The following is a 14,276-nucleotide window of genomic DNA, read 5'->3' as shown; positions in this document are numbered from 1 at the left end:
TTTCCTTTATGTTTGTTGACTTGGGGCAGAAAGCACACCACGTGCAGCACCCATCTCTTCTTCTCTGAGGACAACTCTAACGTTCGGTGCGCGAATCAGTAGCAGCCCAATAAGTGCGTCATGGGAGTGTCCACAGGCGAAACCAACTGTATCTTTATTATCAGTTTCGATGCCTTCCATTTCACCCAATTTCATCAAGCCGCCTGCGATCGCAGAAATTCGCCGTGCTGCACCTCTGCCCTCACCATTTGCCGTAACCCGATAGATACCGGATCCGATCGAATCGACTGTGATGGTAAGTTGCGATTTTTTATCAAGTATATTTAAGGGACGTGCTTCGGCTTGGGTGTTTGACGCGAGTTTACAGGCTTCTAAGAAGACGCGACGACACGCCGCTTCGTGCACATCTTTACAAGGAAAATAGAGCAAATCTTCCGGAGTTTTCAGCATCCCTCCGAGTATTTGCATTGATTGTATAACTTCTCCAATTCTTTCAGGCGCGCCTGAAATCTGGCTATAGGTATGCACTAAGAAAGCAGGGAAGGCTTTTCCAAGATTTGGATCGGTAATTTGTTGTCGGTAGAGTCCAATAGTGATGTCATGGAAGTGTGGGTCAATTGGTATGAGTTCAATGCGTCTGCCGATGTCAACAATGCGTCGCATAGAAATTCCCTTACAACAATTAACGGCGGGCGAGTCTACCGCCATAGTGATTTTCGTAAATGTACTTGTAGGCACGTTCCGAGAGACGCCGCAGGATATAGGTGCGTCGATCCCTCCAAGTGCCGAAGGGCTGCCACCGATTTCTGAGGTTTGTCTTGGTTCTGTCCTCCATCATGCCGATAAAAACATAAGGTCTTGGTTTGCCTTGTGGATCCTTGAGAACCAATATACCACCATCACCTACTAATCCATAGACGGTGCCGGTTTTGTTGTAAACCGTCACAGATGATGGGATGTAGGTCTTTTTAAAGATATAATCTCCGTTTTTGAGTTTGAAATACCACTTCATTTTTTCGGAATGAGGAAGTCTTCCATGCCATAAGTGCAAAAAGAACGTGCTGAGATCGCGCGCGGATGTCATATTCCTATAGGTGCGTCCGCCTCTGGGGATCTGTTCGACAATCCGGGTCTGCTTAAAATAGGGATAGTTGACACGTAATATCTTATCTACGCGTGCCGGTCCACCAAGTAACCGAATAAAGTAGTTGGTGGATGGATTGGAACTCCACTGAATCATTGCTCTGAGGTGCCCCTTATTAACAGCAGTATGTGCTTGTCGCCCATATCTAACTTCGTGGAAATAGGCGAGCATAACAAAATTTTTGATGAGTGAGGCCGCCATCATCTGCCGATCTTCGTTGATCGACACTAATTTTTTGTTTTTTGAAATATCGTAGACGACGAAACTCGTCCGGTCGGTTGATGACAATATCCGGCGATTCCGTCGGTGTTTGATATAGAGTTCAAAACTGGCTTCCAAAGGGGAATCAATTGTACCTTGAAATTTACCCGGTATGTTCCAATATTTTTCTGCTAACGCCGTAAATGCCGGAAACAGTAGTGTGATGCTACAACAGAATAAAAATAAAGCTGATTTTCGTATATCTCTGAGCATTCTACTGTCTTTTCCTTTCTCATTCTTTTGTCAATATGAGGATTGTGTTATTAATGTGAGGAATTGTCGGTGGTAAGAACTATTTTATGTTGAAATCGGTATACGTGCTGATAACTGGTAGTTGATAGCACGCTGCTTCTTGGTCATTTCGGACGAGGAGGTAGGAACCAACGATTGCTGGAGTATTCCATGTCCTCCCTTTTAGTGCCTCAAATCGGGCATGCTCTATATGCTCTTCTGGATCGGGTTCTACAAGTACGATTTCACCAGATTCCGTCAGCACGAGCAGGACATCCGAGATTAATAAAGTTTGCCCGTGTCCATACCTACCGCGTTTCCATTGGCGTGTCCCATCAGCGGGATTTACACAGGCAAAAATTCCATCATCAAGTCCGTACAGGTAGCCGTTATAATGTATGATATTAGTGAATTTGGCTTTAAACGAGATAGTTTCCCATACAATTGATACTTTGAATTCCTTTTCAGGTGATACGTTGAATTCGTCTTCAGGGTTACGAGAAATTTGGAATAATTTAGCACCGACACCGTAACCTGTTGAGACAAGCAGTTTGTCATTTGGAAGCGGCACGGGTTGCGCTACACATTCTACGATGGGCCACGGTTGTTTCCACAAGAGTTCACCGCTCGACGGGTCATGTGCGGTGACTAACCCTTGGTTAAAAAGCACGATTTGCTCAACACCGGCCAAGGTCGTGAGAAATGGTGAACTATAGCCGCTCTGGACCCTATATCCTGTCCACACAATTTCACCCGTCTCTCTGTGGTAGGCAACCGCGCCGCCAGCACTGACAATAACCAATTCACCCAAAACAAGCGGAGAAATACTTACACCCCAAGGCGGCATTTTTGCCTTATGCTCCTCAAAGATATTCGTGCTCCAGAGTTGTTCGCCCGTCTCAAAGTCCAAGCAGTTGAGAATCCCTGTTGAACCAACAGTATAAACTCTGTTCATTGAAATCGTTGGTGTCGCTCGTGGTCCGAGACCCGCAGGAGGGGTATTGTATCTCGCCTGATCTTTGTGACTCCACTTTATCTCACCGGTGTACAAATCGTAACACACGACTTTTTCCCAGTCGCCTTCCTGTTCTTGGGTGATTGCCGAATTCCCGACTATTGCGAATCCTGACCAACCAGCACCAACCGGCTGCCGCCATACGAGTTCAGGGGGATGGGTTTCCCAATCAAGATTTAGTTTGATATTGGTCACGACTCCGTTTCGATCCGGCCCAAGAAATTGTGAATAGTCCATTATGGACATTTGCGGATTGGGGACGTTCCCAGAGACTATCCGAAAAGTGGTCTGTTTTTCCCGCCAACGCCTTTCAAAAACCGGCACGAGGTCGCCATTAAATCCTTTGAATTGGTATAGATTTGTACCGAGAAAAACGCCCAACCCCATCATAGCGAGGATAATCAGCTTAACACGCCATCTCAATTCGGAGAAGAATAACAGCCAGAGTAAACTCAAAACGATCGTGACAATGACGATCATGGATGTCAGGAGAATTTTGTCTTGGCGATGCCCTGCGTCCGAGACCCATGTCGCTATAGTACCTAAGATAGCGAGGGTGATGACAATAAAAAGGGGCCACCACCGGATTGGTTTTTGGGGACGTTCCATGTATGAGACTTCCTTTTTCCTTGATGAAACGCGAAACTATGCCTAAATTTCAGCGTCCTACCTTGCTTCACTAACTATAATAGTGGGTTTTACAAAAGTTTGTCAAGTTAAAATTGGTGAATATATTGTAGAGGTGTATTATTCTGCCGGAAATCGGTGAAACCTTGCAAAATTAAAGGGTATTATGGTAAAATAGTGTAACGCAGAGGAACAAAGAATAGGAATTGTGTACAGGAGGAGGATTAGATGCGTTTTGAGAATAAAGTCGCATTTGTGACAGGCGGAGGCGGACCTTTAGGGATCGGGAGAGCCGCGTGTTTAGCATTCGCGCGTGAAGGAGCATCTGTCGTTGTTGCTGGGGGTCGGAGCGCGGATGCTGTCGCTACAGAAGTCCTCGCTGAAGGAGGAAAGGCTATTGCTGTGCCTTTGGATGTCACTGTGCCTGAGCAGGTTCAGGACGCTGTAGATACTGCGATAGAAACCTTTAAACGAATTGATATTCTGTTCAACAATGCAGGGATTCTTGGTGGACAGCCTTTGTTTGAGGTAACGCCGGAACAATTTGATAGGGTGATGGGCGTTAATGTGAAGGGATGTCTACTCTGTGCACAGGCAGTTGCTAAGGTGATGATAGAACAGGGGATACGGGGTCGTATTATTAACAATTCGTCTATTTATGCCGAAGAATCACACGTTGGTGTTCTCAGTTATTGTGTCAGCAAAGCCGCCCTGAATAGACTCACGCGCAGTCTCGCCTTGGAGCTTCGCCCACACGGTATCACTGTAAATGCTGTCGCACCTGGTGGTGGAGCACCGACTGGTATGAATGCTTCTCGGAACCTTCCTGAAGATGATACTTTACCCGATTTACCGCCTGTTTCACCGGACGCACCTCCACTTGAACGCAGGGCAACAGTATGGGACTATATTGGCGCAGTATTGTTCCTGGCATCCAATGAAGCCGCCTATATTAGTGGCGATATTATGACAATTGACGGGGGAGCCGTTTCGCGTCGCTAATGTGTTAGGAGAACCTTCTTGTCGTTTATTGACCTAAAAATTTACTGGCAGATGCTCAGCGGCTGGTTTATGGAACATTGGGTTTTGCTTGTCATCTTCTCAGGCGTGAGTTTTATCGCAAGCATCGTCGGTTGCACAATATTACTTGCCTCTTTGCCCTCAGACTATTTCAAGACAAAAGAACGGATCCACCGCATCCAGAACCGTATCTTTCGCATCTGTTTATCTATGCTGAAAAATATATTCGGCGGGTTGCTTGTTGTTGTAGGGATAATTCTGTCTGTGCCGGGAATACCCGGGCAAGGTGTTTTAACAATTTTAACGGGACTGATTATCAGTGATTTTCCGGGAAAGCGGCGGTTAGAACGTCGGCTTGTTCGCTTACCATCTGTATTATCAGCAGCGAATCTGATTCGCTCCCGTTTTAAACGCCCGCCACTTGTGTTAGATGATTGATACAAACTAACCTGAAACTGTTTCCTTCTATCGAGGCACCAGTCTCTTATGAATCTCCAATAGCCGCTGAAGTTCTTCTATCGGTTTCTCGTTATCATCTACACGTAAATCAATGTACCGATCATTAAAACCGCCGTAGCCGCTATTCTTTTGGACAACCAGCAAGGCTGCTGACTGTTGTCCGCGTGTATCGCCCCCTGCCTCTTGGCCAGCGAAAAGTGCTGCCATTAATTTGTCTGCCAATTCACCCTCTGTTTCCTCAAATGCTTTTCCCATCGCCTTGACAACGTCTTCACCTGCGAGAATGTTGCCTTGCGCAGTGTAATGTTTACCTGAAACGGCACCTGCCCACGCGTTGCATTCATCCCCTGTATAGTTAGCGACGTTGCCTTTCGCATCTACGATGCCTACCTGCCGCGTTGCCCTGCCCGGATCATCCGCGACAAGACGTTCTAAGGTCTGCTCCGCAGAAAGTCCGCTTTTGAGAAGTTTCAATCCATTGGGACCGTATGTCGTGTTTGCCCAAGATTGCGTCGCAATCGCACCGACACCGGCTTCTGCCCACGGCACAACCGAACCGACAGCGAAGAATTTGGATTGCACGGCGATGCCAACCGCACCGGTTTCTGCATCGTATCCGACGATTGAAAACGTCGCGACGGGCAGTGGAGAAGGCTTGTCAATGCGGACATTGGGACCGAAGAAATGGAACAAAAGGCTCAGCGGTATTAAAAACATTTACTGTGTTTCCTATATTGGGGCGCATGTATGCCAATTTGCGAAAGGATTCTATCGTAGGTTGGGTTGAGCGGTAAAATACCAAGAACACTTCAGTTTATACCATAAACTTCAAAGATTGATGCACTATCCGTATCGGTAGATATAGCGAAACCCAACATCTAATCGTCTTCAAATCGGATTTTCATAGCAGCAGCGTGCCCTTCGAGTCCTTCAACTTCAGCGAGTTTAACAACTGCTGGTGTGACCTCCTCTAAAGCCTCCTTGGTATATGAGATGAGGCTTGTCTTCTTCAGGAAATCGTCAACGCTGAGTGGCGAGGCGTAGCGTGCCGCTGTCCCTGTAGGTAAGACTGCGTTTGTTCCAGCAATATAATCACCAACGGCTTCCGGTGAATAGGGACCTATGAAAATAGCCCCAGCATTATGTACGTCTCCGAGCCGATCAAATGGATTTTCAATGTGCAGCTCAAGGTGTTCGGGGGCAATTTCGTTGGCGAGGGTGAACGCCTCAGATAGGTTTGCCGTGATAAGCGCGGCACCGAAGTTCACAAATGCTTCTGTCAGGATGTCACAGCGAGGTAAGGATTCACCCTGAACCTCAATAGCTGATTTGACTTGTTCGGCGAACCCAAGTGAAGGGGTGATGAGGATTGCGGCGGAGTCAACGTTGTGTTCCGCTTGTGAGATCAGATCTGCGGCGACGTAATCTGGGTCAGCTGTGCTGTCAGCGATGACAAGGATTTCGCTGGGACCCGCTAATTTGTCTATATCAACATGTCCATAAACCTCTTTCTTGGCAAATTGGACATAAAGGTTCCCCGGTCCTACAATTTTGTCGACAGCGGGGATGGTCTGGGTACCGTACGCCATCGCTGCGACGGCTTGGGCACCGCCGCATTTGTAGATTTCTCGGATACCACACTCCGAAGCAGCGACCAGCATATACGGGTTAATGTCTCGACTTCGCATGGGGGGAATACAGACAGCGATCTCCTCAACACCCGCAACGGTACCGGGGATGACGCTCATCAACAATGAAGAGACGAGGAGTTGGCTGATCGCTGGAACATGAACACCGACACGCCTTAAGGGACGTATCAGATGTCCGAGCAGGACTCCGTTGGGTTCTGTTGACATCCATGAAGTCCGTAACTGCTTCTGATGGAATTTCTCGATGTTTGTTCTCGCGTGCGTAATTGCGTCTATAAATTCGGATGGGACCTCTAAATACGCTTCCCCAATCTCTTCTCGTGATACCTTTAGTTCCTTTGCCGAGATACGCGGTGCGTCGAGTTTGCGCGTATATCGGATAACCGCTTTATCCCCTTCGGCTTGCACATCGCTCAAAGTACGCCGGACTGTTTTTAAGATACTTTCATCCGTTAACTTACCCCGCGCCTTCAACTTTGAGAGAAAATCCTCAGCCTCTTGGGTACCTGTCTCGACAATTTGTAACATCCTTCAATAATCCTTCCGCTTCGTTCGGGACTTTTGTAGAACCAATTTTGAAAATCTACAAGTGGTGCCAAAAGTAGTTAGACTTCTTCGCCTCTGTCGCTAACTCGCGTGATGTTTGCGCCGATGTCGTTCAGTTTTCTCTCGATTGATTCATACCCGCGGTCGATGTGATAGACGCGCGATACAACGGTTTCGCCTGACGCTGCCATTCCAGCCGCAACGAGTACAGCACCCGCGCGTAGATCGGAAGCCATCACAGGCGCACCACTGAGTTTGGAGACACCGTTAATCACAGCTTTCGTGCCATCAAGCATGATCTTTGCACCCATCCGGTTCAATTCTGCTGCGTGAATGTACCGGTCTGTGTGGACATTTTCAGTGATAACACTTGTCCCGGATGCAAGGCAGAGCAGCCCCATAATTTGTGCCTGCATGTCTGTCGGGAAACCTGGGAACGGGGCAGTCGTTACATCGATCCCCTTTATCTCACGTGGTGTGGTAACACGCACGCCGTTACCGTCCCAATCTAATTGGACACCTGCTTCAGTAAGTTTTTCTGAGACCGCAGGAATTTGTTGCGGCCCGATCCCTTCGACATAAACGTCACCTTTGGTAATAGCACCTGCGACCATGAAGGTGCCTGCCTCAATATCATCGGAAATGACAGTATGTTCAGTTCCGCGTAACTGTTTGACACCTTGAATTGTCAAAACAGAAGTACCGATGCCTTCTATGTCTGCTCCCATGGCGTTGAGGAAGTGGGCGAGGTCCGAAATATGCGGTTCACACGCTGCACCGCGGATAACCGTAGTACCTTCTGCTAAGGTCGCCGCCATCATAATGTTTGCTGTTGCCCCGACACTCGGCCCGTGCTGCCCCATGAGATACATCTCTGTCCCCGCCAAGCGTTCCGCTTGTGCGTAAATGTAACCGCTATGCACTGTGACTTCCGCACCTAAGTGTTCCAACCCCTGAATATGCAAATCAATCGGGCGAGGACCAATAGCACATCCGCCCGGAAATGAGACTTTTGCCTTCCCGAGTTTCGCCACGAGTGGACCTAAAACATAGATGGATGCACGCATCTTTCGGACGAGTTCGTAAGGGGCTTCATATTCTAAGTGATTTATTGGTTCAATGTAAAGTGTGGAATTTTTGAGTTTTATTGTGGCACCAAGCCCTTCCAATACTGCACTGAGTGTTTTTACATCTGTTAGATTGGGTACGTTGTGGAGGACACTGACCCCGTCGCCGAGAATTGCGGCGGCGACTGCGATAGGTAGGACTGCGTTTTTGCAACCGCTAACCGGGATTGTCCCTTGAAGTCGAGTACCACCTTTGACGATTAATTTTTCCATTTGCCTACTCCTTCACAAATTTTCGTCGCGGAATATGGATTATGTTATTCCTACCTGCATAAACGATGCCAATTGGATATATGTTACAAAACTATGGCGTTACAAGGCTTTTCGGTTTGTGAAGTTGTGTCCAAAAAGACACATGTTGTCTTAGAGAGAGTCAATATCAGGATAAATTGGCTCTTTTTCAGAGAATTTGCTTGTATAGACAGGCAATCTCTGATAATATATATGACTCTTGTAAGACAGAAGTTATCGGTTAAGAATGCTTTTATAACGTCAGTTTGATAAATGTAGCGCGAACTTTCCAGTTTGCGCGGGATATGCCACAAATGTAGCGCGAACTTTCCAGTTTGCGCCTTGCCTGTGGCGTGTGCAAATGGAGACTGCAACACATCCGAAATGTTTAATCAAATTGCCGTTTTTGTAACAAGCTGCCGAAACTTGGGGCTCCATGGCGTGGTGAATTGTTACAAAGTTCCCTCTTAACTGATAACTGATAACCGATAACTGACAACTATAAAAGGATATAACAGATGGCAGATAAAACATATCGCGTTGGAATTATTGGATGCGGTGGCATGGGACGTTCCCACGCAAATAATTGGACCAATACAGGACGTGCTGAAGTGGTCACGGCTTCCGACATCAGTGAAGCATCCGCCGCGAAATTCGCTGAAGAATTCGCACTTCCAACCCACTATGCCGACTTCGGTGAAATGTGCGAGAAAGAGGACTTGGACATCGTCAGTATCACCACGTGGCAGAGTGTCCGCGCTGAACCCACGATCGCTGCTGCTGAAAACGGTGTGTTGGGGGTTATTACCGAAAAACCGATGGCAGCTTCCGTTGGCGATGCACAGGACATGATGGATGCGTGTGAGAAGAACGACGTGAAATTGGTTGTCGGACACCAACGCCGGTTCAGTCCGCAAAACTGCGAGGCACGCCGACTCATCCAAGAAGGGGCAATCGGTCAACCGCAAGCCATGCTCCGTCGCGACGGACACGGATTGCTGAATCGTGGGACGCACGAAGTTGACGAAATGCGGTTTATCCTCGGAGATCCAGATCCGTTATGGCTCATTGGTCAGGCAGCACGGAAAACCGACCGTTGGGAACGCCGCGTGAGGACCGAAGACCTCTGTATGGCAGAAATCTGTTTTGATGGCGGCATCCGAGGTATTTACGAAAGCGATTTGCCAGAACCAGGACTGCGAGGCGATGCAGTTTATGGGAATGATGGGCAGCTCCGTCGTGGTGAGAACGGCACAATTGAATTGCTCAATAGCAAGACCGCTGGCTGGCAGGTTATTGAACCTCGCCAAAGCGAACCCAATCAATTTGATGAGATGTTAGCTTGGATTGAAGGTGATGTTGAGGAACATCGCAATGCTGGCAAACATGGGCTTTGCACCATAGAAATCCTCATGGCGATTTACGAATCGTTACGCATTCAGGACGTAGTAACCTTCCCCTTAACAACGCGTCCGAACCCGCTCGACCTTTTGGTTGAAGGTGGAAAGTTACCAGTATTTGTTGAAGGACGTTACGATATCCGTGCACCCTTCCCCGAACAGACGAAGTAGCGCAATGGTTGTCGGTTTTCGGCTATCGGTTCGCATTGCTGCGCAATGCTTTCGGTTATCAGTTTCTTGTTTTAATGATGACAATTCACTACCGCCTATAGAGACTCCAAGTTTCGGTGGATTGTTACAGAAACACCTCTTAACCGACAACTGATAACCGATAACCGATAACTAATACTCAGCAATCTACGTCTTTCCCTTCACTTCCGTAAACGTCCATCCGTTCCTGTGTCGTAATTTCTTCGCAGCTCACCGGTTTGTAATGGAACTGTAGCGCGCGACGCCGTTGCTCCGATTGGTTAACAGGACTTCCGTGATGTGTCAACCCGTGCCAGAACAGACAACCACCCGGCTTAAGCGGGACCATTGTATCACGTCCTACCGGCACATCCGTATCGCAAATCTGCCAATCCCGCCGTTTGAAATGGATCATCGGTCCCTCATTATTTGAGCCCGGTATGACGTGTAAACATCCGTTTTCGGGGGTAGCTTCATCTAAGGCGATCCATACGCCAACAACCGTTGTTCCTTCCGGTAAGTTGAAGTAAGCACAATCCTGATGCCACGGTTTTTCCGACCCGTGGCGCGGGGGTTTAACAAGTGCCATGTCTTGAAACAGCTCAGGTGTATCCCCCATAATTTGTTCGAGCACACCGAGAAGACCTGAATGGGCTGCTAGCGCATTCAGACGCGGTTCATAGTCTACAAAACGGAAGATTTTCCTGATAGCGTCCCGACGTTCTTGAACTTCCATTTCGTCCTTCTGCTTGACAAGTTTCGGTTCAAATTGAATCGCTCGGAAATCAGGACATTTCCCATCCATGAGATGAACCATCCCTGCTAACGCATCTTCGACTTCAGGCGGACTGAAGGCATCATTGATGACGAGGTAACCGTATTGATGGAAGTATTCGATATCTGCTTCGGTTACGGCTGGAAATCCACCTGAAATCCCCTTAGCAGCTGTGTCGAAGCGATAAAGGTCTACTGGATACGGAAATTGAACAGCGTCTGTATGTGCTCCCGTTGCTACGTTATTCATAAAAAACTCCTTCTTGGCAAGCTTGCCTTAAATCTCTCCCTTGCTTTCGCGGGCCATTAGCGTCAGGAAATCGTCAACCCGATCAATAGCCGCTTGGGCGCGGTCGCGTGCCGATGCGTCTTTCTCCTCTTCTGCCAACCACTGTCTCCTTTGTGGCAGCCACTCATTTGTCAGGTGGTCAAGTTGGTTCAAGAAGTGCGGGTCCTCATTCTCACTCACGAAATATTCGATGATACCGAGCAGCCCGTATTTCCGATTAATCTCCATATCGTCTAATTCATCTACCATTTGCAAGAAAAGCTCCTGATTCCTGTCCTGTCGCCCTTGGGCAAGTTCACGAGAGGATTCGGTTAGAAGTTTGTCAACGAATTCCTGCTTGGAGTTAATCCAGCGCGGCAGACTCCGCACATAATCCTCTAAATCGAAACTTCCGCGTTGGAGTGCGAAATAGGAGTGAATGTGAATGTTTCGGAAAAAACCTGTATAACCGACGTTCGGATCCATAGTGTCTGCATCATAGAGGATCTGGTTTTCAATCCTGTTGTAGAGCAGTTTAAAGTTCTCCTCTGTGAGGTTCGTAGGCTTTAGATGTGCGAAGACAACAGCTGTCGCAGCTTCTACGAAATCCGGTTCAAAGTCGTACATCGCCAAGATATTCTCAGTAATAACTGCCCCGGATTCGTGATGGACCGTACCGTGGAGGTTATGCTTGTCGTAAAGTTCCGTAACGATGTTCTGACCTGCTGGTGTAAGCGTCTCGTTTAACCAGAAACCTTCAGGGTTGAAGACACGTTTTCCTTCCTTGTCGGTCTTAAAATCACCGTCATATCGTTTAGTGATATCGTGCAGTGTGCCAGCAACTTCAAGCAGTTTCACGTCGCCGCCTTCCCGTCTACCGAGTTCCATACTCGTCGCACGCACACGCATGCTGTGATTCCATGTATAGTGTCGCCATTGGAAGCCGACGCGGTTGTGCTCCCAAAGTGCAAAGGTTTCATTGACTAAAGTTTCCAATTCATTCAAGACCTGGGCATAGTTCATGAAGAACTCCTTTTAGGTAGTTTTCGGTTGTCGGCTATTCGCTTTCAGCATATGCTTGTGGCGATTGCCATTGTTTGTAATACCCTTAATACGCTCTTGACTGACTGCTGATTGCTGACGACTATTCACCGTAAAAGTTGTGGGTTGTTATATTTCACTTGAATCAGGGATAGCCCGTGTGCTGGGACTGATACCCCTGCTGCATCTCTATTCTTTGCCTCCAAAATATGGCGGAGCTCCATCTCGGCATCTTGACATTTCGTATGTTTGGTGCAGCTTGCAGATTTCCAAAACTTGCTATTAAGAGTTAAGATGGTGCCGGTGATCGCACGAACCATGCCTCGTAAAAACGCGTCCGCTTCGATTTCAAAGTAGATGTACGGCTCTTTCTTCCACCAGTGAGCCTCATAGATTTCGCACACAGGATTTAGCCGATCGCTTCCTGTCTTTTGGAAAGAGGAGAAATCCTGTTTTCCAACCAGAATTTGGCAGAGGTCATTCGTTCGCGAAACATCAATTCCCTTCGGGAAGAGGTAGCTTGTGTGTCGGAAAAGTGCGGCGGGGTACGCCCTGTTCAAAATCGTGTATCGGTAACGCCGGCTTGTGGCACTGAAGCGGGCGTGAAATTCCGCTGGCACCTCTGTCGCAGCACAGACAACAATATCCCGTGGCAAAATGGCGTTCAGCCCTTTCTGGAATGCAACGAGCGGTATCTCTGAATCCGTATAGAAGTTTGCTACCTGTCCCTCCGCGTGGACACCACTATCGGTCCTCCCTGCCCCGATAATTTGTATTGGGCTTTTGGTTAGTTTTGCTAAGGACTTTTCAACTGTCTCTTGGACAGTTGGGAGGTTCGGCTGTGTTTGCCATCCATGGTAATTCGTGCCATCATATTCAAGCACGAGTTTGATATTTCGCATGATGTCACCCTATTGTCGGGCATTAGAGATCAGATGAATAAAGAGTATCATATTCCATGTTAAGTGTCAAATCAAAATTGTACGGCGAGGAATGACTCGAATATTTGAATACCGTGATCGAAGCGATTGACAAATATGAGCCGAGCGTGTATAATGCCTTGAAGTTCAAATCCGAGTTGATTTGAGACAAAAGGAAAGATTTTTCGTGTATCAACGCTTGGCAGCCAGAACATCCACCGATGGATGCGGCGGAATTCCGCAATGAAAAATGAAATCCGGGTTTACGACATCCAAACGAATCAGTCTGGTGAGCGGTTGGATCGCTTTCTTCTCAACGCGACGGAGGGGGTATCTCGGACCTATCTTCAGCGACTGATTCGTAATGGTGATGCCACCGTCAACGGTAAAGTGACTAAACAACCGAGTTACGCGCTCCGAGACGGCGACCGCGTGTGTTTGATGCTTCCGCCGCCACGTCCTTTGGAGACGCTTCAACCTGAGCGAATTCCGCTTGCCATTCTTCACGAGGATAGCGACTTGATTGTGCTTAATAAGCCCGCAGGCATGCTTGTTCATCCTGCGAACGGTGTGAATGTCGGCACGCTCGTAAATGCGTTGCTCGCGCACTGTCCGACAGACCTTTCCGGCATCGGCGGCGTAGAGCGTCCAGGAATTGTTCACAGACTGGATAAGGACACGTCGGGTGTTCTCGTTGTCGCGAAAACCGATGTCGTACATCGCGGACTTTCCGCGCAGTTTGAACAGCATAGCATTACGCGCCAATATGTCGCTATCGTATGCGGAACCCCTGCGAAAGCCACAGGAACGATTGACGCTCGAATTGCTCGGAGTCGAAGGGATCGACGCCGGATGACGACAGTTGAAACAGGCGGACGACACGCTGTCACACACTATGAGGTTTTAGAAACCTACTCTCAATTTGCGCTTGTTCAGCTGACATTGGAAACTGGGAGGCTCCATCAGATCCGTGTACATCTGCAGCACATCGGTCACCCAGTGGTTGGTGACGCGATTTATGGCGGTGAACAGCGTGCTTTGAATGATGCCGATACAACGGAACTGAAACACGCACTCGCTCAGTTGAAACGTCAGGCGTTGCATGCGCGCATGCTCGGCTTTGAACATCCAGCCACAGGCGAAAACTTGACTTTTTCGGCACCGATCCCGAAAAATATGCAACGGGTTGTAAATGCCTTGCGAATGCAGACAGATGCCCGTAAAACCGGTGATTAGAAGATAAACTATAGTGGAGTTTAGAAATGAATAGACATTTTAACGAGTACCCCTCGGAGGTCCCCACAAGGTAGGTGCGGTTTGATGAAGTTTAAGAATTTAATTCGGTAATGCATCAACAGTCTCTTAGTAGGAGCG

General features: G+C 48.0%; 12 protein-coding genes and 1 pseudogene. 4 read left to right on the top strand and 9 right to left on the bottom strand.

Annotation, left to right across the window (positions count from 1 at the left end):
* Positions 1-6: 6 nt before the first annotated feature.
* The 3 genes from OXH39_22965 to OXH39_22955 all read right to left on the bottom strand — a co-directional run bounded on the left by OXH39_22965 (position 7) and on the right by OXH39_22955 (position 3,260).
* Positions 7-663, bottom strand: coding sequence for a hypothetical protein (locus OXH39_22965; protein ID MCY3553333.1), 657 nt, complete (start codon positions 661-663; stop codon positions 7-9).
* Positions 664-682: 19 nt separating this feature from the next.
* Positions 683-1,618: a serine hydrolase gene (locus OXH39_22960; protein MCY3553332.1), complete on the bottom strand. Its 936-nt coding sequence runs from the start codon at positions 1,616-1,618 to the stop codon at positions 683-685.
* Positions 1,619-1,697: 79 nt separating this feature from the next.
* Positions 1,698-3,260 carry a PQQ-like beta-propeller repeat protein gene (locus OXH39_22955; protein MCY3553331.1) on the bottom strand — a complete coding sequence of 521 codons (1,563 nt, stop codon included), beginning with the start codon at positions 3,258-3,260 and terminating at the stop codon, positions 1,698-1,700.
* Positions 3,261-3,506: 246 nt separating this feature from the next.
* Between OXH39_22955 and OXH39_22950 the strand changes: the two genes are divergently transcribed.
* Entirely contained in the window at positions 3,507-4,280 is a 774-nt protein-coding gene (locus OXH39_22950) for an SDR family oxidoreductase (protein ID MCY3553330.1), read from the top strand.
* 18 nt (positions 4,281-4,298) lie between these two features.
* Positions 4,299-4,736 carry a hypothetical protein gene (locus tag OXH39_22945; GenBank protein MCY3553329.1) on the top strand — a complete coding sequence of 146 codons (438 nt, stop codon included), beginning with the start codon at positions 4,299-4,301 and terminating at the stop codon, positions 4,734-4,736.
* A gap of 45 nt (positions 4,737-4,781) precedes the next feature.
* Here OXH39_22945 and OXH39_22940 read toward each other — a convergent pair.
* The 3 genes and pseudogenes from OXH39_22940 to murA form a co-directional block, all read right to left on the bottom strand.
* A pseudogene (locus tag OXH39_22940) lies at positions 4,782-5,474 on the bottom strand (DUF1028 domain-containing protein).
* Positions 5,475-5,635: 161 nt separating this feature from the next.
* Entirely contained in the window at positions 5,636-6,934 is a 1,299-nt protein-coding gene (gene hisD, locus OXH39_22935; protein MCY3553328.1) for a histidinol dehydrogenase, read from the bottom strand.
* A gap of 77 nt (positions 6,935-7,011) precedes the next feature.
* Positions 7,012-8,292: a UDP-N-acetylglucosamine 1-carboxyvinyltransferase gene (murA, locus tag OXH39_22930; protein ID MCY3553327.1), complete on the bottom strand. Its 1,281-nt coding sequence runs from the start codon at positions 8,290-8,292 to the stop codon at positions 7,012-7,014.
* 536 nt (positions 8,293-8,828) lie between these two features.
* Between murA and OXH39_22925 the strand changes: the two genes are divergently transcribed.
* Positions 8,829-9,881 (top strand): Gfo/Idh/MocA family oxidoreductase, encoded by a 1,053-nt coding sequence (locus tag OXH39_22925; protein MCY3553326.1) that lies wholly within the window; start codon positions 8,829-8,831, stop codon positions 9,879-9,881.
* A gap of 178 nt (positions 9,882-10,059) precedes the next feature.
* On the opposite strand, the gene OXH39_22920 is transcribed toward OXH39_22925, so the two are convergent.
* From OXH39_22920 to truA, 3 genes are all read right to left on the bottom strand, one after another.
* Positions 10,060-10,923, bottom strand: coding sequence for a phytanoyl-CoA dioxygenase family protein (locus tag OXH39_22920; protein ID MCY3553325.1), 864 nt, complete (start codon positions 10,921-10,923; stop codon positions 10,060-10,062).
* Positions 10,924-10,950: 27 nt separating this feature from the next.
* Positions 10,951-11,964 carry an HD domain-containing protein gene (locus OXH39_22915; protein ID MCY3553324.1) on the bottom strand — a complete coding sequence of 338 codons (1,014 nt, stop codon included), beginning with the start codon at positions 11,962-11,964 and terminating at the stop codon, positions 10,951-10,953.
* A gap of 125 nt (positions 11,965-12,089) precedes the next feature.
* Positions 12,090-12,884 (bottom strand): tRNA pseudouridine(38-40) synthase TruA, encoded by a 795-nt coding sequence (gene truA, locus OXH39_22910; GenBank protein MCY3553323.1) that lies wholly within the window; start codon positions 12,882-12,884, stop codon positions 12,090-12,092.
* A gap of 261 nt (positions 12,885-13,145) precedes the next feature.
* Between truA and OXH39_22905 the strand changes: the two genes are divergently transcribed.
* Complete coding sequence (locus OXH39_22905) at positions 13,146-14,138, top strand: RluA family pseudouridine synthase (protein ID MCY3553322.1); 993 nt, start codon at positions 13,146-13,148, stop codon at positions 14,136-14,138.
* Positions 14,139-14,276 lie beyond the last annotated feature (138 nt).

Source organism: Candidatus Poribacteria bacterium, assembly GCA_026702755.1.
Classification (GTDB): Bacteria; Poribacteria; WGA-4E; order WGA-4E; family WGA-3G; genus WGA-3G.
The sequence above is the reverse complement of the archived record's forward strand: the minus strand, read 5'-3'. Positions and strand labels throughout refer to the sequence as shown.

Coding starts and splice junctions, on each gene's coding strand:
- OXH39_22915 (MCY3553324.1), bottom strand. CDS start 11,964: ATGAACTATGCCCAGGTCTTGAATGAATTGGAAACTTTAGTCAATGAA.
- OXH39_22950 (MCY3553330.1), top strand. CDS start 3,507: ATGCGTTTTGAGAATAAAGTCGCATTTGTGACAGGCGGAGGCGGACCT.
- OXH39_22955 (MCY3553331.1), bottom strand. CDS start 3,260: ATGGAACGTCCCCAAAAACCAATCCGGTGGTGGCCCCTTTTTATTGTC.
- OXH39_22920 (MCY3553325.1), bottom strand. CDS start 10,923: ATGAATAACGTAGCAACGGGAGCACATACAGACGCTGTTCAATTTCCG.
- OXH39_22965 (MCY3553333.1), bottom strand. CDS start 663: ATGCGACGCATTGTTGACATCGGCAGACGCATTGAACTCATACCAATT.
- hisD (MCY3553328.1), bottom strand. CDS start 6,934: ATGTTACAAATTGTCGAGACAGGTACCCAAGAGGCTGAGGATTTTCTC.
- OXH39_22960 (MCY3553332.1), bottom strand. CDS start 1,618: ATGCTCAGAGATATACGAAAATCAGCTTTATTTTTATTCTGTTGTAGC.
- OXH39_22905 (MCY3553322.1), top strand. CDS start 13,146: ATGAAAAATGAAATCCGGGTTTACGACATCCAAACGAATCAGTCTGGT.
- OXH39_22925 (MCY3553326.1), top strand. CDS start 8,829: ATGGCAGATAAAACATATCGCGTTGGAATTATTGGATGCGGTGGCATG.
- murA (MCY3553327.1), bottom strand. CDS start 8,292: ATGGAAAAATTAATCGTCAAAGGTGGTACTCGACTTCAAGGGACAATC.
- truA (MCY3553323.1), bottom strand. CDS start 12,884: ATGCGAAATATCAAACTCGTGCTTGAATATGATGGCACGAATTACCAT.